A 22,939-nucleotide genomic window follows, 5' to 3' on the forward strand; every position below is an offset into this window, starting at 1 on the left:
GCTGCAAAAGCCGGTACACCGTTACCGGGCACATTCATCTCAGGGGAGTGAGACCAATGATCAGTGGGATAAACAGCAGTTTCTCCAGCTACACCAGTTCGAGCAGTGCAACCTCCAGCACCAGCAACAAGAAGTTTCAGGAAGAGCTGTTGGCCAAACTGGATAGCGATGGCGACGGCAGCATCGGCAAGAACGAGCTGACCTCGGCCCTGTCGTCGAACAGCAAGGATGGCATCACTGTGAGCCTGAGCAAGGCATTCAGCGATCTGGACAGCAACGACGATGACAGCCTGGATACCGACGAGCTGGCCGCGATGACACCACCTCCACCTCCGCCGCCCATGCAGTCGGTCGATGAGCAGGCAGAAGACCTGCTCGGCTCGCTGGACAGCGATGGCGACGGCGCGATCAGCAGCGACGAGCTGACAACCGGTCTGAGCAATGCGGGCAGCACGGCGAACAGCAATCAGGTGTTCGATGCACTGGATACTGACGAAGACGGCACAGTCAGCCTTGAAGAGCTGGTCGCCGGCATGCAACCGCAACAGCCTCCTGCCGGTATGTCGCCTGCGCAGGTGAGCACCTCCGGCAGCACTGACAGCGCCAGCCTGTTCAGTAAACTGGACAGCGACAGCGACGACAGTATCAGCGCTTCCGAGTTGTCTGCCGCATTGAAGCAGAGTGACACCAGCATCGATCAGGGCAATACCAATCAGATCGCCACTCAGGCCTTGAACAAGATGATCGCCGCACTCAGCGAAAAATATGACACCCAGAGCAGCAAGCCAGTCGGCAAGTACCTGGACACCGCGGCGTAACGCGAGGCTCCGCCGCCCGTCATGGCGCGGCGGAAACTTTCGCCGTCAACGGCTGCGGGCACGCTCGCTGCCGACCCAGTCGGTCAACAGGCTGTAAGCGACTGCCAGCAGCGTCGGGCCGATGAACAGGCCGATGAAACCGAACGCCAGCAATCCGCCGAACACGCCCAACAAGACAATCACCAGGGGCAGATTGCCGCCCCTGCTGATCAGGTATGGCTTGAGCACGTTGTCCACGCCACTGATGACGAACATCCCCCAGATGCCCAGAAATATCGCCATGCCGTACTCGCCCTGCCAGACCAGCCAGGCAGTGGCAGGCAGCCAGACCAAGGGCGGGCCCATCGGGATCAGACTGAACAGAAAAGTCAGAATACCCAGCACCAACGCGCCGGGAATGCCCGCGATCAGGAAGCCGATCAGCGCCAGTACCGCCTGGGCCGCTGCCGTACCGATGACCCCGTTGACCACGCGTTGCACCGTGCCGGCGACCAGATCCAGATAATACTGGGCCCGCTCCCCGATCAGGCGCTCCAGCAGGCTGAGCACGAAGGCGGCCAGGCGCGGACCGTCCCTGTAGAAGAAGAAGGCGAAGACGATGCTCAGGGTCAGTTCCAGAATTCCGCTGCCGATCTGCGCACTGCGTGCCAGAATCCAGTTACCCACCTGCCCCAGATGCGGTTTCAGCGTCGCCATGAAAGCCGCGCCTTGCTGATCGATGGTGGTCCACAGCGCTACCAGTCGTTCGCCCACCAGCGGAATACCCGCCAGCCATTGCGGTGGATCGGGCAAGCCGTCGACCTGAATGTCCTTGATCAGGCCCGTGGCGTCACGCACATGGTCGGCAAGATTGAAGCCCAGCCACACCAGCGGCGCCGCGACCAGCAGCATCCAGCACAGGCACATCACCAGCGCAGCCAGCGACTCACGGCCCTTGAACCAGCGGGTCAGCAAACGCATCAGCGGCCAGCTGGCGAAGGCCAGCACCGCGCCCCAGACCAGCGCCGACCAGAACGGTGCCATCACCCAGAGACAGGCACCAAACAGCGCCAGCAGCAGAATCTGCACCAACAGACGGTCATTGTTGAACATGCGCTATCCACTAAAAAGGATCGGAGGGAGCGAGCATAATGGCGAACCTGCCTGTCCGCCATCGCTGTTCTAGCGGATAACCTCGATCTTGAGCCCCTTGCCTTCAGTGACGCCCGCCTCGAGCCGGGCCGCGCGAACGCCTTTGGCGATCAGGGCGTCAAGCCAGGCGCCGGCATTGGGTCCGGACACCGTGGCGCGCAGGCTGCTGTCCAGGTTCAGGGCGCGAGAAACAAGGGTGACCCAGGCATCCTGTGGGTCGCCGCTCAGGCGGGGCAATTCCAGCTTACCGGTGCTGCGCAGTTGGCGCAGCAAGGTGGCCGAGGTAGGCAGCAGTTCGCCCAGTGGCGCGGAAGATTCAAACTGCTCGACGTGCAGGTAGGCGCGGCGGTTGCCACGGGTGATGCTGTAAAGCGCTACCAGGGTGTCACTGCGCGGTTCTGCCAGACGCAGCAGCAGGTAAGCCTGGCGGTCATCCGCGCCATACAGCTTGGCGTTGCCGAACACTTCGTTGGCCCACAGGCTGCTTTCTCCGCAGTCGCGCGCCTGGCACCAGAACAGCAGCTCGGCGCCCTGCTGCTGCAAGGCCTCGCGAGCCGCGGTGAAAGCGTCGTCGGAAGTCCGCTCGACAGGTAATTGATAGGTGACCGACGTCAGATTGCCACGCGCACTGACCTGGCCGTCGAAACGCAACTGGCCGCTGATCTTGCGGATCGAGCCCATGGGTAAACCCGCTCGAGCTCGGCAGCCGGACGATAATCGACGATTTCCGTGTCGGCCAGACGCGGCAGAATCTGCAGATCACTGCTGCCTGTTACATCGGCGGCACAGAGCACAGCGCTGAACATCGACAGGCACAAGGTGACAACGGGAACACTTGATAAACGCATGAGTGCTCTCATTGGCAGGCAAGCGGGGAACGAAAATATAAAAGATCGCCAGCGAGGCGGTCACCAGAGGCTGCGGATTGATCCATCACGGTTGACTCCTGTTTCAACCCGTCCAGCGTCGGCAGTTGCAGGGCTCAAGTCAAGAAGCAGCGAAGAAGCGATTGATACAGTGTGCAACAGCGCTCGCACCCTGCTCGTCGTCCAGGTGCAGATGATGACCGCCTTCAAGCTGCACAACGTCGAAAGGCAGCCCGGACAGCACGAGCTGGTTTTTCGCCAGCATGCCGCCTGTGGCGACCAGCAGTTGCGTCGGGCAACGGATAGCGTTTACGAAAGACATCGCCTGCTGATGGGTAAGACGAATCGCAGACGGCAATGTCAGGCGGCTGTCGCTGCGCCAGGTATAGCCACCGGGTACCGGCATCAGGCCGCGCTGGGCGAGTAATTCGGCAGCCTCGCGACTGACCGGGACCACGCCTTTCATACGCGCCTGAACAGCACGTTGCTGATCCTCGTAAACCGGCTTTTTCTTGCCCGACAGCCTGACCTGCGCCTGCAGCGCGGAGCCCATCCGCTCGGCGGCGGATTCAGGGTCGCCGGTCAAGGGAATCAAACCATCGATCAGTGCCAGCCGCGTGACACGCTCCGGCAACGACCCGGCCAGCAATACCGAAATGATCGCGCCCAGCGAATGGCCCATCAGGGCGAAGCGCTGCCAGCCCAGTTGCTCGGCGACCTGCAGCACGTCGAACACGTAGTCGGCCAGCGCATAGGACGCCCCGGCAGGCCGATGCTCTGAATGACCATGCCCGGCCAGATCAAGCGCTACGATGCGCAGGCCCTCCAGCCGCGGTGCCAGGCGGGCAAAGCTGTTGGCGTTGTCGAGCCAGCCATGCACGGCAATCACCGGCTTGCCGTCCTCGGGACCGTAAAGATGGGCCGCCAGTTCGATATGCCCCAGATCGAAACGGACCTCCTCCACGGTAAACGTCACGCCGTCGCCCTTGAGGCGCTACGCGCGTCCCAGCGAGCCAGCAGCGTCTTGAGCAGCAATGCGGTTTCATCCGGTCGTTCAAGGGGAAACATGTGCCCTCCGGGCATGGACAGGTATTCGCCTTCGCGCATGCGTCGGGCCAGATAGCCATGATGAGGCATGATCACCCGGCTGTGTTTGCCGCGTACCATGGCCAGCGGCACCTTGAGTTGCCGGGACGGCACGGGGCTGGTGTGCGGGATGCTGCGGTAGATGCTGATCTCGGTCGCCGGGTCAAAGCGCAGACGCCACTGCCCGCCGTCCTCGCGCAGCCCATGTTGCAGGTAAGCGTTCAGGCAGTCGGGATCGAAGCGGCTGAACAGGGTCTTGCCCGCGAAGTAGACGCGTGCCGACTGCAGATCATCAAACGCCTCACGACGGCCCAGGGTACGACCCGCTGGCGTGATGCGGTCGATAAAGCCCAGACGCTTGGCAGCGCGTATGAACAACTGGTCAGCCAGACCCAGCACCGGTGAGTCGAGCATCACCACGCCCCGGTAGAGTTCCGGGCAGCGCAATGCGGCATGCAGATGCAACACGCCACCGAGCGAGTGCCCTACCCCCCACACCGGGCCCGGCTGCTCACGCAGATGGTGAAGCAACTCATCGACCAGATTCAGCCAGTTGTCATCCACCGGAAAACGCGGATCATGGGCGTGTTGCTCAAGATGGGCCACCGAAAATTCCGGTGCCAACGCGCAAAACAGCTTGCTGTACGTCGCCGAAGGGAAGCCATTGGCGTGAGCAAAGAACACGGGTTGCGACATGCCAATACTTCCATGGGCGGGCGAGTCACGATTGTGCCAAGTTGCTCCGCGAATCGGCAATGACTGGAACCGCCATCGCAGGTGTCACTCCGGCCATCAGGGTTACCCGATACGGCGGTCGGGGCGGCGTGAAGGCTTATAAAGCCTGGGTGAAACGGTCCAGACAAGCCTTTATATAGGCGACCTGAAAACCAAAAGACTGTTTGGCAAGGGCCTTGGCCTCAGCAGAGGGCTTGGCTTTTCTGAAATCCAGGATGGCTAACTGCATGGCTTGTACCGCGACATCCGACAACGGCTGGAATAGCGCGAGGGCGCCATTGTCGGGAAACTGGACCTTCAACTTGTCGAACAGCATGTCGGCATCATCACGCAAGGCCATGAACTCGGCCGAGGTCATCAGGTTATCCGCATAGACCGCCTTCAAGCGCTTTTCCAGATTCAATTCACCGTGTTGCGGCGGAGCCTTCGCTGCAGGCGGAGTTGCAGCAGATATCGGTTGACCGGTGAGCACCCCGACAAAGGACGGTGGACTGCCCGGCAGAGCAGGCGTTTCAGACGCAACCGTGTGTTCAGGCGCAGGGCTCTCTCCGGGTGAGGCTGGCTTTTCTTCAGTCATCATCAATCCTCCTGAGAATGAATGTTCCCTCCAGGGAACATTCAGACACTAAGAGAAAAGATACCCTCTCACAACGGCCAAACCGGACCTGAGAACGCGTCCTTAATAGCTGAAAACACTCAATTGACTGGAGGCTCTTTGCCATGCGGTACGACGGCCACCGTCAAGCGCGAAATGCAGCTTGGCTTGCCTTCGTCGTTGCTGATGCGGATGTCCCATACATGGGTGGTCCGGCCTATATGTACGGGCCTGACCACACCGGTGACACGTCCGCTACGCACACCACGCAAATGGTTGGCGTTGACCTCCAGCCCGACGCAGAAATACTTGCTCGGGTCGACGATCAGGTAACTGGCCATCGACCCCAGTGACTCGGCCAATACCACGGATGCACCGCCATGCAGCAGCCCGAAAGGCTGATGGGTACGTTGATCGACCACCATGCTGGCTGTCAGAGAGTCATCGGTGAATGCTTCGAAACGAATATCCAGCACTTCGCCGATGGTGTTTTTTTGAGCCGCCATAAGGGCTTCGATATCGGGAGCCTGACGCCATATGCTCATGCTGAATCCTTTTTCGGGGAGAGCCGCATTCGCTGCGGTCATTCATTGCGCGCACAGGCCGTTCAGACGTGCCTGACGCTGTTGAGGCGCATGCCGCCTGCCACTACGAACTCGCCTTCCAGCTCGGCAAGACTGGCCGTGCTCATCGGCTCGGCCTGTTGCGGACTGCCGTGCGCCAGTACCCCGATCAGTTCGCCCACCAAAGGCTGATGGCTGACCAGCAGCACTTCATCGATACCCAGCTTGTCCAGTTGCGCCAGCACCTCACGCGGGCTGCTGTCGGGTGTAAGCCAGGGCGCGGTGACGATCGAGTCATCGAATGCCAACGACTGACGCACCAGCTCGGCAGTCTGTTGTGCACGCACATAGGGGCTGGCGATGATCCGTTGCACGGGCTTGTCCGTCAGTTGCAGCGCACTTTTCAGCACTTCCTCACGCCCGTGTGCAGTCAACTCGCGCTCGGCATCGCTGCGCGCCCGCGACTGCGCTTCGCCATGACGCAATACCCAGACCTTCATGGCTTTGGCTCCTCATCGCGCACCGGCTGAGCCGCTGGCGGGACATGATGGGGCGCCTCGCCTTCGGGCGCGCGCGGCGCTGGCCAGTCGCCGAAAGGCCAGGGTTTGTGGTCGCTGTGAAACGTCCCGAAACGACCGATCTGCGCCAGGTACTGGCTGATGCTGTCGCCGAAGTTCATCAGGCCACCATTCGGCGCACCGTAAATCAGGCGGTAGACCAATTGCACCAGCACCACGCCCGCCAGAATGATCTGGGCGACGTGCCATACGCCCAGAAACAGCAGCATCCAAAGAATGCGCAGCAGGATCGATTCGTTGTGCTGGATTTTCGACTCGTTCAAGACCTTCTCCTGATCAGACTGAATTCAATTAAAGCCGGTAATCGAAATGAAATCGACGTCCGTCTTGGGCTCGGCCCGCATCAGCGCCTCGATGACCTGGCTGAGCGTACGGCCTTCAAAAAGAATCGCATGCAGCCCGGCGACCAATGGCATATACACCTGCACTTCCTGCGCTTTGACCTTGAGCACCTTGAGAGTGTTCACGCCCTCGGCCACTTCGCCCAGGCGCGTGACCGCTTCTTCCAGCGTCAGCCCCTGGCCCAGGGCAAAACCGACCTGATAGTTGCGGCTTTTCGGCGAGGAACAGGTGACGATGAGATCGCCCACCCCGGCCAGGCCGAGAAAGGTCATCGGGTTGGCGCCCTGGCTGACCGCAAAACGGGTCATTTCCGCCAGCGCCCGGGTGATCAGCATGCTCTTGGTGTTTTCGCCCATGTCCAGCGCCACCGCCATGCCGGCAATAATTGCGTAGACGTTCTTCAGTGCCCCGCCCAGCTCGACGCCAAACCGGTCATTGCTGGCATAGACACGAAAGGTGCGCCCGTGCAACGCAGCCTGAACCTCCTGACACAGCACTTCGTCTTCGCTGGCAACCACCGTCGCGGTCAACGCATGCTCGGCGATTTCCCGCGCCAGGTTGGGCCCGGACAATACGCCGATACGCGCCTGCGGGACGATCTCTTCGAGGATCTGACTCATCAGTTTGAAGCTCTGCGCTTCGATACCCTTGGTCAGGCTCACCAGCATCTTGCCATTGAGGCGCTGGACGTGAGGCGACAGCACCGAGCGCAAGGCACTCGACGGCAAGGCGACGAAGATCAGTTCGCTGGCGTCGAGCACCGCCGTCAGGTCGGTGACCGGCTCGACTTCAGGGCGAATCTTGATGCCTTTGAGGTAACGGGGGTTTTCACGATTGACGCGAATGGCCTCAGCCTGCTCCGGATCGCGCATCCACTGACGAACCTGATGGCCGTTCTCGGCCAGCAGATTGGCAATGGCCGTACCGAAGCTGCCACCGCCAAGCACCGCGACGGGTTGCTGTGTGGTCATAAAACTATCCATCCAGAGCCATTCAAGTGGCGATGTCGTCATTATACGGAGCAACACGTTATCAGCCAGCGACAAAGCTGATCTGTTACGCACTCTTGGCGGCATCCATCAACAAGTTCGCTGGAAACACGCGCTATCTCGGTTAACATGCGCGCACAGCATGAATCACCACGATGGCCGGCGTTGCCTTGTGCAGCCGGACCAATTCGCGACCACCGGGCGAACAGGCATGGACGCATCAATCGAACTACCTCCGCCGTGCCTTGCGCGCGAGGCGCACAGCCGATGAAGTTTCGGCACTGGGACATCAATACCCGCACGCAGATCATCAGCCTTGGCCCTGCCCTGTTGCTGACGGCTTTGCTGATCAGTTTTTTTACCTTCGTGCGTATCCAGGACCTGCGTCAGGAGCTCAATCACACCGGGCAGCTGATCGCCAATCAGTTGGCGACCGCTGTCGAGCCGGGCGTGACCACGGGTGATATCGAGGGGCTCAAGGCGTTGATGCGCGCCACCCTGTCCATGCCCAGCGTTCGCTATGTGGAAATTCAGGACAGCTCCAACACCGCCGTGATCTACATAGACCAGCCGCGCGATAACGAGCAGCAGACCCGGCAGATGGAAGTGTTCCTGGCCCCCGTTCAGCCGCAGCGCACCACCATTCACGGCAACCCCGGCACGCCTGCCCCAGGAAAAAGCCAACCCGCGCAGGGCGCTTCACAGAGTTATCTGGGGCGGGTGCTGGTGGGCATGTCCAGCGAAGCATTCAGCCGACGTCAGCAGGAGATACTGCTCAAGGCTGGCGTCCTGGCGATGGTCGCCTTGCTGTTCGCCTTTCTGCTGGCGCGCGGCCTGGCCTTGAGTCTGTCCAGACCCATCAGCGATATGGGCGAAGCGCTCAAGGCGATTCAACAGGGCGATTACCACACGCCCATGCCGGTCAGCGACGACGCCGAGCTGGGCGCGCTGGCGCGGCACATCAACAACCTGGCTGAGAACCTGCACCGCGCCAGCCTCGAGCAGCAGCGCTCGGTAGCCCAGCTGATCCAGACCCGGGAAGAAGCCGAACAGGCCAACCGCGCCAAATCGGACTTCCTGGCCATGATGAGTCACGAGCTGCGTACGCCCATGAACGGCGTACTGGGCATGCTGCAGTTGCTGGAAACCACGCACATGACCCACGAGCAGAGCGAATACGCGACGCTGGCGACCGAATCCACCGAGCATCTGCTGCGGGTCATCAACGATATCCTCGACTTTTCCCGCATCGAGCGCGATGCCCTGCAGATGGAAGGCATACCGTTCAACCTGGCTGAACTGGTCAGCGCCTCGACCCACGCCTTCAACCACAGCGCCACGCAACGCCAGCTGCTGCTGGAACTGCACATTCAGCCAGGCCTGGAGACCTTGAACGTCATCGGCGACCCGACCCGCATCCGCCAGATTCTGGTGAACCTGATCGGCAACGCGCTTAAATTCACCGAGCAAGGCAAGGTCTGCGTCGACGCCAGGTGGGCAATGCTCGACGATGAGCTGCTGCACTTTACCTGTGCGGTACAGGACAGCGGCATCGGTATCGACGCCGAGCGACTGGAATCGATGTTCGATGCGTTCAAGCAGGCCGACAGCTCTATTTCCAGACGTTATGGCGGCACGGGGCTGGGGCTGCCGATTGCGCGGACCCTGGCCGAACGCATGGGCGGTACCTTGCACGCCGAGAGCGAGGAAGGGTCAGGCTCGTTGTTCACCCTGCAGATCCCCCTGCCCGTCTCGCGCGACGCTTCGGTGGCCATTGCCAAGCCGCTGTCGATACTCGACGCGCATGGCCGGGAGCGCAGCATCCTGCTGGTCGAGGACAATCCGGTGAACCGCACGGTGGTGCAGGCCATGTTGCGTAATCTGGGGTGCGAGGTCGACATCGCTGTCGACGGTGCCGAAGCGGTGGCGAAGGCAAGCGCAGGCAATCACGCGCTGATTCTCATGGATTGCCGACTGCCGGTCATGGATGGCTATGAGGCCACCCGTCGAATCAGGCAACTTTCCGGGCTGGAACGAATCCCAATCATTGCCCTGACGGCCAACGCGTTACAGGGTGATCGGGACGCCTGTTTGCAGGCAGGGATGGATGATTACCTGCCCAAACCGTTCAAACATGCTGATTTACAGCAGGTTTTGCAGCGCTGGCTGTCCTTTGAAGCACCTGCGACTGGCGATAAATGTTAAATTGCGGCAGTCTTGGCATCCAGATCGGCCAGCAAAATCGGCTGAATGACAAAATTCAGTGTACAGGTGTACCTTGATTTCACCTGCGCTGTGACTTTCATTACAACGCAACAGTCTATGAGTAGGCTGCCGGACAGGGTCCTGGCGAAATTAGCGCCAGGACTGGCGTTCGGGCCAGTGGCGCCACAACCTGCCGCACAAGATTATTGAGGAGCTCGCATGACCAAACAACACGCCTTTACCCGGGAAGACCTGCTGCGCTGCAGTCGTGGCGAGCTGTTCGGCCCAGGTAATGCGCAACTGCCCGCCCCCAACATGCTGATGGTTGATCGCATCACGCACATCAGTGATGAGGGCGGCAAGTTCGGCAAAGGTGAGTTGGTCGCCGAACTGGATATCAATCCGGACCTGTGGTTCTTTGCCTGCCACTTCGAAGGTGATCCGGTCATGCCTGGATGCCTGGGCCTCGACGCCATGTGGCAGCTGGTTGGCTTCTATCTTGGCTGGCAGGGCAATCCCGGCCGTGGCCGTGCCCTGGGTTCAGGCGAAGTGAAGTTTTTCGGTCAGGTTCTGCCTACCGCCAAAAAAGTCACTTACAACATCCATATCAAGCGCGTCCTGAAGGGCAAGCTGAACCTGGCCATCGCCGACGGTTCAGTGAGTGTCGACGGTCGCGAAATCTATACCGCCGAAGGCCTCCGGGTCGGCGTGTTCACTTCCACTGAAAATTTCTAAGGGTACTCGCATGCGCCGCGTCGTTATCACTGGTCTGGGTATTGTTTCCTGCTTGGGCAATGACAAAGAGACCGTCACCGCTAACCTGCGTGCTAACCGCCCTGGCATCCGCTTCAACCCGGAATATGCCGAAATGGGTCTGCGCAGCCAGGTTTCCGGCTCCATCGACCTGAATCTGGAAGAATTGATCGATCGCAAGATCTTCCGCTTCGTCGGCCATGCGGCAGCCTATGCCTACCTGGCGATGAAAGACGCCATCACCGATTCGGGCCTGACCGACGAGCAGGTTTCCAACGTGCGTACCGGCCTGATCGCCGGCAGCGGCGGCGCCTCGACCCTGAACCAGATGGAAGCGCTGGATACCCTGCGTGAGAAAGGCGTCAAGCGCGTCGGCCCTTACCGCGTCACGCGAACAATGGGCAGCACCGTTTCGGCCTGCCTGGCCACGCCGTTCAAGATCAAGGGTGTGAACTACTCCATCTCGTCCGCCTGCGCCACCAGCGCACACTGCATCGGCAACGCTGTCGAGCAGATCCAGCTGGGCAAGCAGGACATCGTCTTTGCCGGTGGCGGCGAAGAAGAGCACTGGAGCCAGTCGTTCCTGTTCGACGCGATGGGCGCACTGTCCACCCAGTACAACGAAACCCCGGAAAAAGCCTCGCGTGCCTACGACGCCAAGCGTGACGGCTTCGTCATTGCCGGTGGTGGCGGCATGGTGGTGGTCGAAGAACTCGAACACGCCTTGGCGCGTGGCGCGAAGATCTACGCAGAAATCGTCGGTTACGGCGCGACCTCCGATGGCTACGACATGGTCGCACCCAGCGGTGAAGGTGCCATTCGTTGCATGAAGATGGCCTTGGGCGACATCGACTCCGGCGCCATTGACTACATCAACACCCACGGCACCTCGACCCCGGTCGGCGACGCCAAGGAAATGGAAGGTGTGCGCGAAGTATTCGGCGCCAACGCTCCGGCGATCAGCTCCACCAAGAGCCTGTCGGGCCACTCGCTAGGCGCCGCAGGTGTCCACGAAGCGATCTACTGCCTGCTGATGATGGAGAACAACTTCATCGCAGGTTCGGCCAACATCGAAGAGCTGGACCCGGTGGTTGCCGACATGCCGATCCTGCTCAAGACCCGCGAAGACGCCAAGCTCGATCTGGTCATGAGCAACAGCTTCGGTTTCGGTGGCACCAACGCCACGCTGGTATTGAAGCGCTGGGCAGGCAAGTAATACTGCTTTTGCCACAAACAAAGAAGGCGCCTTTCGAGGCGCCTTTTTTGTGGGTCGGAAAAACGTGGCTAGTGCTCTTCGGTATATCTGCGTGGACGATGGATCTTCAGAACACCGATCGTTCCTCACGCTCCAGCGTGGGAATGCAGTTCACGACGCTCTGCGTCGCAAGAGGACGCAGAGCGTCCAGACCGGCATGCCCACGGAACGGTAGTGTCATCCGGCATGCCTTAGGGGAAGATCGTTGTTCCTTCAGCCGAACACTTCTTTCAGCAAATCATGCATCGACTTGAACGCGCGTTTCGACACTTTGGCGTCGTACATCATCATGCCTGGCACGTTGGCGTGCGGATCGGTGAAGGAATGGAATGCGCCGCCATAGCTGTACAGCTGCCAGTCCACGCCAGCGGCGTTCATCTCGTCTTCGAAAGCTGGTAGTTGCTCTTTCGGCACCAATGGGTCAGAAGCGCCGTGCAGGACCAGCACCGAGCCTTTGATGTTTTTGGCGTCAGCCGGGTTGGGTGTGTCCAGCGTACCGTGGAAGGAGATCGCGGCTTTCAGTTCGGCACCGGTACGCGCAAGCTCCAGAGAGCAGCAGCCGCCGAAGCAGAAGCCGAAGGTTGCGATTTTGCTTGAGTCCAGAGACGCACCGCCCTGGCCCAACAACTGGTCGAGTCCTGCCTGCATACGCTTGCGCAGCAGGCCGCGATCGTTCTTGAGCGGCGTCATGGCAGCGCCCGCCTCGTCATTGTTACCGGGGCGAATCTGCTGACCATACAGGTCAGCCAGCAACACTACATAGCCCTGGGCTGCGACCGCTTTGGCAATGTCTTCGGCACCCTTGCTGACACCCATCCAGTTGGGCGCCATCAGCAGACCTGGCTGTGCAGCAGTAGCATTGGTGTCGTACACCAGACGGCTTTCATAAGGCTGACCATCAATCTGATAGATCACAGAACGAATTTCGATATTGCTGCTCATTACTGACTCCTGATCGTTGGAGAGATGAAGGACGTGTCGCGGGAAATGAAACAAAAAACCCGCCGAGGCGGGTTTCTTGTCAACCGGCTATCAAACCGACAGTTCTACCAGCAACTTGTTCAGACGGCGCACGTAAGCGGCCGGATCCTTGAGGCTGTCACCAGCGGCCAGTGCGGCCTGATCGAACAGGATGTGCGACAGATCGCCGAAGCGGTCTTCGCTCTGTTCGGCATCGAGCTTGCCGATCAATGGGTGGGCAGGGTTGAATTCGAAGATAGGCTTGGAGTCCGGCACCTTCTGACCGCTGGCTTCCAGAATCTGACGCATCTGCAGCCCCATATCCTGCTCGCCAATGGCCAGAATCGCAGGCGAATCGGTCAGACGATGGGAAACCCGCACTTCGCTCACCGAATCGCCCAGGGCGGCTTTCAGGCGTTCGATCAGGCCTTCCTTGTCCTTGGCGATCTCTTCCTGAGCCTTCTTGTCCTCTTCGGAGTCAAGATTGCCCAGATCCAGGTCACCACGCGCCACATCCACAAAGCCCTTGCCATCGAAGTCGCTCAGGTAGCTCATCAGCCACTCGTCGATACGATCGGTGAGCAACAGCACTTCGATGCCCTTCTTGCGGAAGACTTCAAGGTGCGGGCTGTTCTTGACCTGTGCGTAGGATTCGCCAGTGAGGTAGTAGATCTTGTCCTGACCTTCCTTGGCACGCGCCAGGTACTCGGCCAGAGAAACGCTCTGTTCGCCGCTGTCGTCGGACGTCGATGCGAAACGCAGCAGACCGGCGATTTTTTCCTTGTTGGCGAAGTCTTCTGCCGGACCTTCCTTGAGGACCTGACCGAAGTTTTTCCAGAAGCCTTTGTACTTCTCGGGCTCGTTTTTCGCCAGCTTCTCCAGCATGTCCAGCACGCGCTTGGTCAGCGCCGACTTCATCGAATCGATGATCGGGTCTTTCTGCAGAATTTCGCGGGAAACGTTCAGCGACAGGTCATTGGAGTCGACCACGCCCTTGACGAAGCGCATGTACAGCGGCAGGAACGACTCGGCCTGATCCATCACGAACACGCGCTGCACGTAGAGCTTGAGACCACGCGGTGCTTCACGCTGATACAGATCGAACGGCGCACGCGCAGGCACATACAACAGCGAGGTGTATTCCAGCTTGCCTTCGACCTTGTTATGGCTCCAGCTCAGCGGGTTCTCGTAGTCGTGTGCGACGTGCTTGTAGAACTCCTGATACTCCTCGTCCTTCACCTCGGTGCGCGGACGGGTCCAGAGTGCGCTGGCACGGTTGACGGTTTCCCACTCCAGCGCCGGTGCCTCCTCACCTTCGGCTGCCGGAGCCTGCTCTTTGGGCAGCTCGATCGGCAAGGCGATATGGTCGGAGTATTTCTTGATGATGTTACGCAGGCGGTAGCCGTCAGCGAATTCCTCTTCACCGTTTTTCAGGTGCAGAACAATACGGGTGCCACGATCAGCCTTGTCGACGGTGGCGACTTCGAACTCGCCTTCGCCCTTGGAAGACCAGTGCACGCCTTCGCTCGCTGGCGTGCCGGCACGACGGCTGAACACTTCGACCTGATCGGCAACGATGAACGCCGAGTAGAAGCCGACGCCGAACTGACCGATCAGGTGCGAGTCCTTCTTCTGGTCGCCCGACAGGTTTTTCATGAAATCAGCGGTGCCGGACTTGGCGATCGTGCCCAGGTGGGTGATCACGTCTTCACGGCTCATACCGATGCCGTTGTCTTCAAGCGTAACGGTCTTCGCGTCCTTGTCGAAGCTCACACGAATTTTCAGCTCCGCGCCGCCTTCCAGCAACTCGGGCATGGACAACGCTTCAAAACGCAATTTGTCGACCGCGTCAGACGCGTTCGAGATCAATTCGCGAAGGAAAATTTCCTTGTTGGAATACAGCGAATGGATCATGAGGTGCAGCAGTTGCTTTACCTCGGTCTGGAAGCCCAGGGTTTCCTTTTGAGTTTCCACACTCATAATCATCAAACTCCGATCTGGATGGTATAAGCCGTCACGGTCAGGCAGCAGCCTGTGTGACAGCGGGTAGTCATCAAGGTGGGGGCTGGGTCGGGGATTTCAAGAGCCAATGATGCCTGGAGCGTGTTTCGTGCTTCGGGCACGAGGCGAACCCGCCTGCTCGGAGCTCGCCGGAACGGCTGATGATCGGCGCGCTTTCATCAGCCTGTAACGACCGTGAAACGGCGCCCTCCATTATTGTCGTCACGGGTGGAACTTAACCCTCAGGAGCAGGCTCTTAGGCTCGTGAATAATCAATAAGGAGAAACACCCCATGCGTAAATCTTTAGCCTATGCCTTGATGCTTTCTGCCACCCTGGGCCTTGCCGCCTGTGACAAAAAGTCCGAAAACACTCAGCAAGATGCCAACAAGGCAGCTCAGCAGTCCCAGGAGTCGATGGAAAAGGCTCAGGAAAAAGTGAATGACGCGGCCAAGGAAAGCCAGGAAGCCGCTCAGAAGAACGCTGAAGCCGCTCAGCAGCGCACCAATGAAAACGCCGACAAGGCGCCAGAAGCAGCACCAGCCACCAAGTAAGGCTGACACGCTCGCAGAACTAAAAAGGCCCGCTTACAGCGGGCCTTTTCATGCAGCACGATTTTTCCTGCGCAATCGTCTAAAACCCGGCCTTCAAGCCAGCGCCTCGCTGCGCTTGCCCATGACCCTGTCCACCACCACTGCAACTGCCAGCGTGACAACAGCAGGCACCAGCCACGCAAGCCCCTGATCACCCAGCGGCAGATGGCTCAGAACATCGGGCAGCGCGTCGCCGAAACCGGCGCCCTTCAGCGCATCGATCAGGCCAAACACCAGCGAAACCAGCATCACAGGTGCCACCACACGTCCCTGGCTCTGCCAGAGCTCTTTGCAGAAGCTCAGCGCGACCAGAACGATGCACGGCGGATAAATCGCCGTGAGCACCGGAATCGAAAACTGGATCAGTTTGGTCAACCCGAGATTGGACACCAGCAGCGAGAACACGGCGAGGATGATCACCAGCGTTCTGTAGGACAGCGGCAGCACCTTGGCAAAGTATTCGGCGCAGGCACAGGTCAGGCCTACTGCAGTCACCAGGCACGCCAGGGAAATCAGCACGGCAAGAAAACCGCTGCCCAGCGAACCGAAGGTGTGCTGCACATACGCATGCAGAACCGCTGCGCCATTGCTGGCACCTGCGGCCACGGCGTGGCTGCCGGAGCCGAGGCGAAACAGGCTGACATACACCAGCGCCAGCCCGACCCCGGCGATCAGCACGGCAATGATCGCGTAGCGCGTGATCAGACGGGGCGATTCGACACCGCGCGAGCGGATCGCGTTGACGATGACGATACCGAAGACCAGCGCCCCCAGGGTATCCATGGTCAGGTAACCGTTGATGAAGCCCTGGGAAAACGGCGCTACGGCGTACGCCGGCTCCGCCTCCCCTATTCCGCCTGCCGGCAAGGCGAATGCCGCGATGCCCAGTACCGCCAGCGCGATGATCTTCAGCGGCGCCAGAAAGCGCCCGACGGTATCGAGCAGGCGCCCCGGGTACAGCGACACCCAGAACACCACCAGAAAATACACCAGACTGTAGAGGAACAACGCCATCGGGGTGTCGCCGGTCAGCGGCGCCAGGCCGACTTCGAACGAAACCGTGGCGGTACGCGGAGTGGCGAACAATGGACCGACCGCCAGATAGCAGACGGCAGCGAGCGCCCCGCCAGCGATCTTGCCAATCGGACTGCTCAGGGCATCCATCGCGCCGCCGACCCTGGCCAGAGCGATCACGGTAATGACCGGCAAGCCAACCGCGGTGACCAGAAAGCCCAGCGCCGCCATCCAGACATGCGGCCCGGCCTGCAGGCCCACTATAGGGGGGAAGATGATATTGCCAGCCCCGACGAACAGGGCAAATGTCATAAAACCGAGTGCCAGGATGTCCTGGCCTTTCAACACTTTCATTACGAGGGACCACACGGAATCGAAATAAGGGATGGGACGTCACCCATGAATGGGGCAGACGCAGCCCGTCGGCGTAAGACGTGGCAGTACCTTGCGAAACGCCCCTCGTGAGGGCAACGCAAAAACGGCGGACAGGGTAGCCAACTTCGCTCGAAAATGCACTGTCTCAGGGCGAGCCACCCGACGACGCACCCTTAACTGGCAGTTGCAAAAGCCGCTGTAAAACCAGAAATGCCTGACAGACCAGGCGTTTCCTAACGGATAGATTGGGCCTCCTCTCTATACCCGGCAGCTTATTTCCATGCCTGACATCACCCATCTGAGTGCGATACCCACGCCGACCCTGTACACGCCGCGCCTGGTCCTGCGGCCGTTGCAGCTTGAAGACGCTGCGGCGATGCAACACCTGTTCAACCAGTGGGAAGTGGTGCGTTATCTGACCCACCACGTGCCCTGGCCCTACCCTGACGGAGAAGCGCTGCGTTATATCCGCGAGGACGCCCTGCCAGCCATGCAGGACGGTGAAGAGTGGCACTGGTCGATTCGTCTTTGCGGCGAGCAGGATCATCTGATCGGTGCCGCGTGCATGATGGATGAGCCAGACAACAATCGCGGGTTCTGGCTCTCTCCACCCTATCAGGGGCTGGGCCTGATGTCGGAGGTGTGCGTGGCCATCGACCGTTTCTGGTTTGAAACCCTTAAACGTCCCGTTTTGCGTGTGGCAAAATCGGCCTTGAATGAAGCGTCGTGCCGACTGTCTCGGCGCGAAGGCATGCGCCTTGTGACCGTTCAGGAAGCGCAGTTTGTCTGCGGAACCACCCAAGAGCAAATATGGGAGTTGACCCGTCAGGAATGGCAGATGAATACCAATCGATAAAAGGAAACAGGACCAGGACGCCCCGCCGTCTTTTTCAGACGCCCAAACAAAAGCCACCCGAAGGTGGCTTTTGTCGATTACCCGAAAAGCAAGCGAGGCTTACTTGGTCGGCCAACCAGTCAGCTCGGCCAGGGCCTTGCCGATGTCTGCCAGGGAGCGCACGGTTTTCACGCCAGCGTCCTGCAGTGCAGCGAATTTCTCGTCTGCAGTACCTTTACCACCCGAGATGATTGCACCGGCATGGCCCATGCGCTTGCCCGGAGGCGCAGTCACACCAGCGATGTAGGAAACAACCGGCTTGGTCACGTGTGCCTTGATGTAGGCAGCCGCTTCTTCTTCAGCCGAACCGCCGATCTCACCGATCATGACGATCGCTTCGGTCTTCGGGTCTTCCTGGAATAGCTTCAGGATGTCGATGAAGTTCGAGCCCGGAATCGGGTCACCGCCGATACCAACACAGGTGGACTGACCGAAACCGGCGTCAGTGGTCTGCTTCACAGCTTCGTAAGTCAGGGTGCCGGAACGCGACACGATGCCTACCTTGCCTGGCAAGTGAATGTGACCTGGCATGATGCCGATCTTGCACTCGCCCGGAGTGATGACGCCTGGGCAGTTAGGACCGATCAGGACCACACCCAGCTCGTCGCACTTGACCTTGGCTTCCAGCATGTCGATGGTCGGGATGCCTTCGGTGATGCACACGATCAGCTTGATGCCGCCGAACGCTGCTTCAAGGATGGAATCCTTGCAGAAAGGAGCCGGAACGTAGATGACGCTGGCGGTTGCGCCAGTGGTGTCTACCGCTTCTTTCACAGTGTTGAACACGGGCAGGTTCAGGTGCGTGGTGCCGCCCTTGCCTGGTGTCACGCCGCCAACCATCTTGGTGCCGTAGGCAATGGCTTGCTCGGAGTGGAAGGTACCTTGCGAACCAGTGAAACCCTGGCAGATAACCTTGGTGTCTTTATTGATCAGGACGCTCATTACTTGCCCTCCGCGGCTTTGACAACTTGTTGAGCAGCGTCGGTCAGGCTGGTAGCAGCGATGATGTTCAAACCGCTTTCTGCCAGTACTTTAGCGCCCAGCTCAGCGTTGTTGCCTTCAAGGCGAACAACAACCGGGATTTTAACGCCGACTTCTTTCACTGCACCGATGATGCCTTCGGCAATCATGTCGCAACGAACGATGCCGCCGAAGATGTTGACCAGTACTGCAGCGACGTTGGCGTCGGACAGAATGATCTTGAACGCTTCGGTAACGCGTTCCTTGGTGGCACCGCCGCCAACGTCAAGGAAGTTTGCAGGCTTGCCGCCATGCAGGTTGACGATGTCCATGGTACCCATGGCCAGACCGGCACCGTTGACCATGCAGCCGATGTTGCCTTCCAGCGCAACGTAGTTCAGTTCGAACTTGGCGGCGTGAGCTTCGCGAGGATCGTCCTGCGAAGGATCGTGGAAGCCCTTCAGCTTTGGCTGACGGTACATGGCGTTGGCGTCGATGTTGATCTTGGCATCCAGGCAATGCAGATCGCCGTCAGCCTTGATCACCAGCGGGTTCACTTCCAGCAGTGCCAGGTCATGGTCCTGGAACAGCTTGGCCAGACCGGTAAAGATCTTGGCGAACTGGGTGACCTGCTTGCCTTCCAGACCCAGCTGGAAAGCCAGCTCGCGACCTTGGAACGGCTGAGCGCCAACCAGTGGATCGATGGTGGCCTTGAGAATCTTTTCAGGAGTGTCGTGAGCGATCTTCTCGATGTCCACGCCACCTTCGGTGGACGCCATGAACACGATACGACGGCTGGAACGATCGACCACAGCGCCCAGGTACAGCTCTTTGGCGATGTCGGTGCAGGACTCGACCAGGATCTTGGTCACTGGCTGACCGTTGGCGTCAGTCTGGTAAGTCACCAGGCGCTTGCCCAGCCACTGTTGAGCGAACGCTGCAGCGTCTTCTTTGCTGCGAACCAGCTTTACGCCGCCCGCTTTACCGCGACCACCTGCGTGAACCTGGGCTTTGACGACCCACTCGGTCCCGCCGATCTTGTCGCAGGCTTCTGCTGCTGCTTCCGGGGTGTCTACCGCGTAACCCTTGGATACTGGCAGGCCGTACTCAGCGAACAGCTGCTTACCCTGATACTCGTGAAGATTCATGCTTATTACCGTCTTCGTTTAGGTACTGCGCATTCGGTGCTGCACGTCGGCGTGCCGCACCACCTGTGACCGCTACTCCGGGTGGACTCCGCAAGTGCCGTGGGACACTCATGAAGCCGCCTGAGAGGTCGAGTCCGGCGCAGATTCCGCGGTAAGCCCTGCTTGCAAGGCCAACGACGGGCACTGCGCCGTGGTTTCTCTTGTTGTCTTAGCGTTTCTTGCGATTCTGGATATGAATGGCGCCGCCATTCACAGCCAGTGCAGCTTCATGCAGCGCTTCGGACAGGGTCGGGTGCGAGAAGACCATCATGCCGATGTCCTCTGCGCTGCTGCCGAATTCCATCGCGATTGCGCCCTGCTGTACCAGCTCTGCAGCGCTCGGGCCGATAACGTGAACACCCAGTACGCGATCGGTCTTGGCGTCGGCAATGATCTTGACGAAACCGCCGGTGTCGTTGGCTGCCATGGCACGGCCACTGGCTGCGAACGGGAACGTACCGACATTGACTTCAACGCCTTCGGCCTTGAGTGTCTGCTCGGTCTTGCCGACCCAGGCGATTTCCGGGTGGGTGTAGATAACCGACGGGATCAGGTTGTAGTTCATCTGGGCCTTGTGGCCCTTGATGCGCTCGACAACCATGATGCCCTCTTCCGAGGCCTTGTGCGCCAGCATCAGGCCGCGAACCACGTCACCGATGGCGTATACGCCCGGTACGCTGGTGGTGCAGTAGTCATCAACGTAGATGAAACCGCGCTCATCCAGATCCACTCCGCTGTCCGAAGCCAGCAGGTCGGTGGTCACAGGGCGACGGCCCACGGCAACGATCAGACGGTCGAAGGTGATCGACTGTTCGCCGGCAGCGTCGGTGTAGCTGACCACAACCTGTTCGCCTTCGACCTTGGAACCGGTCACGCGAGCGCCCAGTTTGATGTCCAGGCCCTGCTTGTTGAAGGTTTTCAGCGCTTCCTTGGAAACCGCTTCGTCAGCGGCCGGAATGAACTTCTCCAGCGCTTCCAGAACGGTGACCTGAGCACCCAGGCGAGCCCAGACAGAACCCAGCTCCAGACCGATCACGCCAGCGCCGATGACGCCCAGACGCTGTGGAACCTGCTGGAACTCAAGAGCACCGGTCGAATCGACGATGACTTTCTGGTCTACCGGAGCAGGCGGAATGTCGATAGGACGCGAGCCCGATGCCAGGATCACATGGTCCGCTTCGATGATTTCGACAGTACCGTCGGCAGCGGTCAGCTCGACCTTCTTGCCAGCCAGCAGTTTGCCGTGGCCCTGCAGAGTGGTCACGCCGTTGGCCTTGAACAGGCTGGCGACGCCGCCAGTCAGGCCTTTGACGATGGTCGACTTGCGGCCGATCATCGCTGGAACGTCGATGTTCAGTTCAGAGGTCGAGATGCCATGTACGCTGAAGCCATTCTTGGCTTCATAGAATTTCCAGGAGCTGTCGAGCAGTGCCTTGGAAGGAATGCAACCCACGTTCAGGCAGGTACCGCCGAGGGCCAGTTTGCCCTCCTTGTCCTGATACTTCTCGATGCAGGCAGTCTTGAGACCAAGTTGCGCAGCCTTGATGGCGGCAACATAACCGCCAGGGCCTGCGCCAATCACTACCACGTCGAATTTCTGGGACATAAAAAAGAATTCCTCTATAGCTGCGAGCTTTAACCTGCAAGCTGCAGACAGGTCTGTGATGCTTTACAGACGAGCGTTGCAGCCTGTTCATTAGATGTAATCTGCAAGACCCTGGCTGTGCGACAGACTGCGCTCTTGCGCAGCCTGTCATGTGCAGCCCGGGACTGCTTCATCAAATATCCAGCAGCAGACGAGCCGGATCTTCCAGCAGGTTCTTGATGGTCACGAGGAAGGTTACCGCTTCCTTGCCGTCGATCAAACGGTGATCGTACGACAACGCCAGATACATCATCGGGCGAATCACGACCTGACCATTGACCGCCATCGGACGCTGCAGAATGTTGTGCATACCCAGAATTGCAGCCTGTGGCGGGTTGACGATCGGCGTCGACATCATCGAACCGAAAGTACCACCATTGGTGATGGTGAACGTACCGCCGGTCATCTCGTCGATGGACAGTTTACCGTCGCGGGCTTTCTTGCCGAAGGTGGCGATGCCGCCTTCGATTTCAGCCAGGCTCATGTGCTCTGCATTACGCAGAACCGGTACGACCAGACCGCGATCGCTGGAAACCGCTACACCGACGTCGGCATAGCCGTGGTAAACGATATCGGAACCATCGATCGACGCGTTGACGGCCGGGAAGCGTTTCAGCGCCTCGGTGGCTGCCTTGACGAAGAACGACATGAAGCCCAGACGTACGCCGTTGTGCGACTTCTCGAACAGGTCCTTGTACTTCGAACGCAGCGCCATGACTTCGGTCATGTCGACTTCGTTGAACGTGGTCAGCATCGCCATGTTCGACTGAGCTTCGACCAGACGCTTGGCAACGGTTGCACGCACACGGGTCATCGGCACACGCTTCTCGGTGCGATCGCCAGCGGCGACGACAGGAGCAGCGGCGGCGGCAGGCTTGGCAGCAGGTGCAGCGGCCGGAGCGGATTTCTTCGCTTCAACGGCAGCAACCACGTCTTCCTTGGTGATACGGCCGTCTTTACCGGTGCCTTTGAGGCTGGCCAGGTTGATGCCGTTTTCTTCAGCCAGTTGACGCGCAGCAGGCGCAGCAATCGGGTCTTCTTCGCCAGCAGATGCAGCCGGTGCAGCGGCGGGTGCCGAAGCAGACGCCGAGGCAGGCGCAGCAGCAGGTGCCGGAGCAGCAGATGCTGTAGCACCGTCATTCAATGTCCCGAGCACTTCGTTGGACAGGACGATGGCGCCCTCTTCCTTGGTGATCGCGCCCATCACGCCGTCAGCTTCGGCCAGCACTTCGAGGACAACCTTGTCAGTCTCGATATCGACCAGCATTTCGTCACGCTTTACCGCATCGCCCTCTTTTTTGTACCACTTGGAAATGGTGCCGTCGGCAACGGATTCCGGGAAAGAGGGGGCTTTAATCTCGATAGCCATTATCTGTAATTCCTTAATTCGGTTT

Annotated in this window: 21 protein-coding genes and 1 pseudogene; 6 read left to right on the forward strand and 16 right to left on the reverse strand. The window is 59.6% G+C overall.

Annotation, left to right across the window (positions count from 1 at the left end):
* The first annotated feature begins 56 nt into the window (after positions 1 to 56).
* Positions 57 to 818, forward strand: coding sequence for an EF-hand domain-containing protein (xopAW, locus tag GE543_RS07770; RefSeq protein ID WP_046270255.1), 762 nt, complete (start codon positions 57 to 59; stop codon positions 816 to 818).
* 45 nt (positions 819 to 863) lie between these two features.
* On the opposite strand, the gene GE543_RS07775 is transcribed toward xopAW, so the two are convergent.
* From GE543_RS07775 to GE543_RS07815, 9 genes and pseudogenes are all read right to left on the reverse strand, one after another.
* On the reverse strand, positions 864 to 1,910 hold the full coding sequence (locus tag GE543_RS07775) for an AI-2E family transporter (RefSeq protein ID WP_003419937.1): 1,047 nt from the start codon (positions 1,908 to 1,910) through the stop codon (positions 864 to 866).
* A gap of 69 nt (positions 1,911 to 1,979) precedes the next feature.
* Positions 1,980 to 2,809: pseudogene (locus GE543_RS07780) on the reverse strand (DUF4892 domain-containing protein).
* Positions 2,810 to 2,936: 127 nt separating this feature from the next.
* On the reverse strand, positions 2,937 to 3,791 hold the full coding sequence (locus tag GE543_RS07785) for an alpha/beta fold hydrolase (RefSeq protein ID WP_371927117.1): 855 nt from the start codon (positions 3,789 to 3,791) through the stop codon (positions 2,937 to 2,939).
* Positions 3,788 to 4,597 (reverse strand): alpha/beta fold hydrolase, encoded by an 810-nt coding sequence (locus tag GE543_RS07790; RefSeq protein ID WP_153221141.1) that lies wholly within the window; start codon positions 4,595 to 4,597, stop codon positions 3,788 to 3,790. Before GE543_RS07790 ends, GE543_RS07785 begins: the two co-directional genes overlap by 4 nt.
* Before the next feature lie 136 nt (positions 4,598 to 4,733).
* Positions 4,734 to 5,216 (reverse strand): hypothetical protein, encoded by a 483-nt coding sequence (locus tag GE543_RS07795; RefSeq protein ID WP_153221142.1) that lies wholly within the window; start codon positions 5,214 to 5,216, stop codon positions 4,734 to 4,736.
* A 116-nt stretch (positions 5,217 to 5,332) separates the two neighbouring features.
* On the reverse strand, positions 5,333 to 5,776 hold the full coding sequence (locus GE543_RS07800) for a hotdog fold thioesterase (protein ID WP_004410366.1): 444 nt from the start codon (positions 5,774 to 5,776) through the stop codon (positions 5,333 to 5,335).
* A 62-nt stretch (positions 5,777 to 5,838) separates the two neighbouring features.
* Positions 5,839 to 6,294 (reverse strand): phosphohistidine phosphatase SixA, encoded by a 456-nt coding sequence (sixA, locus tag GE543_RS07805; RefSeq protein ID WP_004410363.1) that lies wholly within the window; start codon positions 6,292 to 6,294, stop codon positions 5,839 to 5,841.
* Positions 6,291 to 6,581 (reverse strand): DUF4389 domain-containing protein, encoded by a 291-nt coding sequence (locus tag GE543_RS07810; protein ID WP_229636555.1) that lies wholly within the window; start codon positions 6,579 to 6,581, stop codon positions 6,291 to 6,293. The genes sixA and GE543_RS07810 overlap by 4 nt, the downstream gene beginning before the upstream one ends.
* 78 nt (positions 6,582 to 6,659) lie before the next feature.
* A complete protein-coding gene (locus GE543_RS07815) occupies positions 6,660 to 7,685 on the reverse strand; it encodes an NAD(P)H-dependent glycerol-3-phosphate dehydrogenase (protein WP_153221143.1) in 1,026 nt (341 codons plus the stop codon).
* 285 nt (positions 7,686 to 7,970) lie between these two features.
* Between GE543_RS07815 and GE543_RS07820 the strand changes: the two genes are divergently transcribed.
* From GE543_RS07820 to fabB, 3 genes are all read left to right on the forward strand, one after another.
* Positions 7,971 to 9,908 (forward strand): ATP-binding protein, encoded by a 1,938-nt coding sequence (locus tag GE543_RS07820; protein ID WP_046270252.1) that lies wholly within the window; start codon positions 7,971 to 7,973, stop codon positions 9,906 to 9,908.
* A 219-nt stretch (positions 9,909 to 10,127) separates the two neighbouring features.
* The gene (gene fabA / locus GE543_RS07825) at positions 10,128 to 10,643 is read left to right on the forward strand and encodes a 3-hydroxyacyl-[acyl-carrier-protein] dehydratase FabA (protein ID WP_003316569.1); all 516 of its coding nucleotides are present in this window, start codon (positions 10,128 to 10,130) and stop codon (positions 10,641 to 10,643) included.
* Between the two features lie 10 nt (positions 10,644 to 10,653).
* A complete protein-coding gene (gene fabB, locus GE543_RS07830) occupies positions 10,654 to 11,877 on the forward strand; it encodes a beta-ketoacyl-ACP synthase I (protein ID WP_004410348.1) in 1,224 nt (407 codons plus the stop codon).
* 252 nt (positions 11,878 to 12,129) lie between these two features.
* Here fabB and GE543_RS07840 read toward each other — a convergent pair whose 3' ends face one another.
* Entirely contained in the window at positions 12,130 to 12,858 is a 729-nt protein-coding gene (locus GE543_RS07840; protein ID WP_153221145.1) for a dienelactone hydrolase family protein, read from the reverse strand.
* A 90-nt stretch (positions 12,859 to 12,948) separates the two neighbouring features.
* Complete coding sequence (gene htpG, locus GE543_RS07845; RefSeq protein ID WP_153221146.1) at positions 12,949 to 14,856, reverse strand: molecular chaperone HtpG; 1,908 nt, start codon at positions 14,854 to 14,856, stop codon at positions 12,949 to 12,951.
* 313 nt (positions 14,857 to 15,169) lie between these two features.
* On the opposite strand from htpG, the gene GE543_RS07850 reads away from it, so the two are divergent.
* Positions 15,170 to 15,430, forward strand: coding sequence for a lipoprotein (locus GE543_RS07850; protein ID WP_003316565.1), 261 nt, complete (start codon positions 15,170 to 15,172; stop codon positions 15,428 to 15,430).
* A 93-nt stretch (positions 15,431 to 15,523) separates the two neighbouring features.
* Here the strand turns inward: GE543_RS07850 and brnQ are convergent, their stop codons facing one another.
* The gene (gene brnQ / locus GE543_RS07855; RefSeq protein ID WP_153221147.1) at positions 15,524 to 16,837 is read right to left on the reverse strand and encodes a branched-chain amino acid transport system II carrier protein; all 1,314 of its coding nucleotides are present in this window, start codon (positions 16,835 to 16,837) and stop codon (positions 15,524 to 15,526) included.
* A gap of 301 nt (positions 16,838 to 17,138) precedes the next feature.
* Here brnQ and GE543_RS07860 point away from each other — a divergent pair, with 301 nt between their 5' ends.
* The gene (locus GE543_RS07860; protein WP_046270810.1) at positions 17,139 to 17,714 is read left to right on the forward strand and encodes a GNAT family N-acetyltransferase; all 576 of its coding nucleotides are present in this window, start codon (positions 17,139 to 17,141) and stop codon (positions 17,712 to 17,714) included.
* 99 nt (positions 17,715 to 17,813) lie between these two features.
* On the opposite strand, the gene sucD is transcribed toward GE543_RS07860, so the two are convergent.
* From sucD to odhB, 4 genes are all read right to left on the reverse strand, one after another.
* On the reverse strand, positions 17,814 to 18,695 hold the full coding sequence (sucD, locus tag GE543_RS07865; protein WP_003316562.1) for a succinate--CoA ligase subunit alpha: 882 nt from the start codon (positions 18,693 to 18,695) through the stop codon (positions 17,814 to 17,816).
* Complete coding sequence (gene sucC / locus GE543_RS07870) at positions 18,695 to 19,861, reverse strand: ADP-forming succinate--CoA ligase subunit beta (RefSeq protein WP_004410334.1); 1,167 nt, start codon at positions 19,859 to 19,861, stop codon at positions 18,695 to 18,697. The genes sucD and sucC overlap by 1 nt, the downstream gene beginning before the upstream one ends.
* 208 nt (positions 19,862 to 20,069) lie before the next feature.
* On the reverse strand, positions 20,070 to 21,506 hold the full coding sequence (gene lpdA, locus GE543_RS07875) for a dihydrolipoyl dehydrogenase (protein ID WP_003409846.1): 1,437 nt from the start codon (positions 21,504 to 21,506) through the stop codon (positions 20,070 to 20,072).
* Positions 21,507 to 21,678: 172 nt separating this feature from the next.
* On the reverse strand, positions 21,679 to 22,914 hold the full coding sequence (gene odhB / locus GE543_RS07880) for a 2-oxoglutarate dehydrogenase complex dihydrolipoyllysine-residue succinyltransferase (protein ID WP_024960477.1): 1,236 nt from the start codon (positions 22,912 to 22,914) through the stop codon (positions 21,679 to 21,681).
* Positions 22,915 to 22,939 lie beyond the last annotated feature (25 nt).

It is taken from the genome of Pseudomonas sp. SZ57 (assembly GCF_009495975.1).
GTDB classification, from domain to species: Bacteria; Pseudomonadota; Gammaproteobacteria; order Pseudomonadales; family Pseudomonadaceae; genus Aquipseudomonas; species Aquipseudomonas syringae.